Here is a 2,269-nt window from a genome sequence, read left to right as displayed (position 1 = left end):
CCATCGCCTCGTTCATCGCACGTTTCCAGACCAATGCGGGGAAGTCTGACGACGCCAGGTCGCCATAGCGGAAATCGACCTTCAGCCCAGTCGGCAGATAATCCGGCCAGGGCGGCGTGACGCGCAGTCGTTCGCCATAGGCGGACAGAAGAACCGAGCCGACTCGTTTCGCGACAGTGCGGCTTGTCTCAGGACCGATCAACGAAGATGCAACGCGGGGTCGTGCGCCTTGACGGACGTCGATGAAACCTTCCGCGGTCAGTTGGTCATAGGCGACCGTCACCGTCGTTCGCGAAACCCCAAGGTCATTTGCCAGGCCGCGGGAGGACGGCAGCTGACTACCGGTTTCATAGACGCCGCCGAGGATTTGCTCGCGAAGAGCCTCGTAGATCTGGCGTGCACCCATCGCGTGCGAGCGACCTGCAGAACCGGCACTTGAAGACTGGACCATTTCATTCATTGCTAACTGGATATTTCACATTGGCCAGTTTGCCGTCAATCTTTCGGAAACCCAAGAAAGATCTAGAGGCCGAATGACCCGTTCCTATCAATCCGAAACCGATGCTCTCACGCGGTCGCTCCACGACACCGGTCCCGGATTCGCCACTCGGGCGATCCATCATGGCTACGATCCCGCCGGCTTTTCCAATGCCGTTCAGCCGCCAGTCTTCTTGACCTCGACCTATGGATTCGAAAGCGTGGCAGCGAACGAGGCCGCCGCCGCGCTTGGCGGAAGGCTCTATGCGCGCGAATTCAATCCGACGACGGAGATCCTCGAGCAACGGCTCGCCAATCTGGAAGGAGCCGAGGCAGGTCTGGTCGTTGCCTCGGGGATGGCGGCTTTCGGGACGCTGATCCTGTCGCTCCTGTCCCAAGGCGATGAACTCATCGTCCACAGGACGCTTTATGCGAACACGCTTGCCATGGTCGAACAGGCGGTCCCCCGCTTCGGCATCAAGGTCGTCGCGGTCGACCTGTCCGATCCTCACAATCTCGATGCCGCGATCACCGAGCGGACCCGGCTTGTTTTCTTCGAGACGCCGGTGAATCCGCTGAGCCGCATCCTCGACATCGCTGCCATTGCCGAGCGCGCCCACGCGCGCGGTGTAAAGGTTGCAGTCGACAGCACCTTCGCCTCCCCCGCGCTCCAGCGGCCGCTCGAACATGGGGCAGACCTCGTGCTCCACTCGCTGACCAAATACATCAATGGGCACGGCGATGCCCTTGGTGGGGCGATTCTCGGCGACGCGCAAACGCTCCGCACGCTGCACGATACGGGCCTGCGCTATATCACCGGCGCAGCGCTCTCGCCCATGTCAGCCTTCCTGATCCTGCGCGGTCTGAAGACGCTCACGCTGCGCATGGAACGGCACAGCGCCACGGCCCTTGCGGTGGCTCAGGCGCTCGAGGCGCACCCGGCGGTGGCATGGGTGAGTTATCCCTTCCTCGACTCGCACCCTGATCAGGTGACGGCGCGAAAGCAGATGTCCCAAGGGTCGGGCATGTTGGCCTTTGGCCTCCACGCCGGATTCGAGGGCGCGCGGCGGATGATGGACCGGCTCAACCTGATCACCCGGGCTGTCAGCCTCGGCGATGCCGACAGCCTCATCTATCATCCGGCAAGCCTGACCCGTGCTCGTCAGCCGATCCGCAAGGATGCGCATCTGGCCGATGGAGTCGGCGAGGACCTCATGCGTCTCTCGGTGGGTCTTGAAGACGTCGATGACCTAATCGCCGACCTGCGGCGGGCTCTGGACGCCTTGTGATGACCTGTCGTCCGGCCAGTCCTGCGCTCACGCACAAACCTGGAGCCTTGCCATGGCATTCCTGAGCGGTCTTTCCGCGTTTCCGATCACGCCCGCCGATCGTGACGGCCGCGTCGATACCGTTGCTCTGCGCAGGCTGATTGCTCGGCTTGGCGCCGCTCAGGTCGACTCCATCGGTCTTCTCGGCAGCACCGGCACCTATATGTATCTGTCGCGCGAGGAACGGCGACGGACGCTCGCCGAGACCTTGGACGAAATCGCCGGGCGAATGCCGCTCCTGGTGGGTGTGGGCGCGCTGCGCACCGACGAAGCAGTGAGGTTCGCGCAGGACGCTAAGGCCCTGGGGGCTGCCGCGGGGCTGCTTGCGGCCGCCTCTTACACCGCGCTCACTGATGACGAGGTGTTCGAACATTTCTGGACGGTGGCGCGCGAAAGTGGCCTTCCGATCGTCATCTACGACAATCCAGGAACGACGCATTTCCATTTCACCCCAGCACTCGTCA

The 2,269-nt window shown here is 62.8% G+C and carries 3 protein-coding genes; 2 read left to right on the top strand and 1 reads right to left on the bottom strand.

Features of this window, described 5'->3' with window-relative positions; all coding sequences use genetic code 11:
- A partial coding sequence (locus NKI54_RS36160; protein WP_352694619.1) for a GntR family transcriptional regulator occupies positions 1 to 460 on the bottom strand: 460 nt, incomplete at its 3' end.
- A 73-nt stretch (positions 461 to 533) separates the two neighbouring features.
- Here NKI54_RS36160 and NKI54_RS36155 point away from each other — a divergent pair.
- Together NKI54_RS36155 and NKI54_RS36150 are read left to right on the top strand one after the other, a co-directional pair.
- On the top strand, positions 534 to 1,766 hold the full coding sequence (locus NKI54_RS36155) for a trans-sulfuration enzyme family protein (RefSeq protein WP_352694618.1): 1,233 nt from the start codon (positions 534 to 536) through the stop codon (positions 1,764 to 1,766).
- A 52-nt stretch (positions 1,767 to 1,818) separates the two neighbouring features.
- Positions 1,819 to 2,269: dihydrodipicolinate synthase family protein (locus NKI54_RS36150; RefSeq protein ID WP_352694616.1), on the top strand; the 451-nt coding region annotated here is incomplete at its 3' end.

Origin of the sequence: Mesorhizobium sp. M0663 (assembly GCF_040320585.1) — a bacterium.
Classification (GTDB): domain Bacteria; phylum Pseudomonadota; class Alphaproteobacteria; order Rhizobiales; family Rhizobiaceae; genus Mesorhizobium.
Note: the sequence above shows the minus strand (reverse complement) of the source record. Positions and strands in the feature narration are given on the sequence as shown.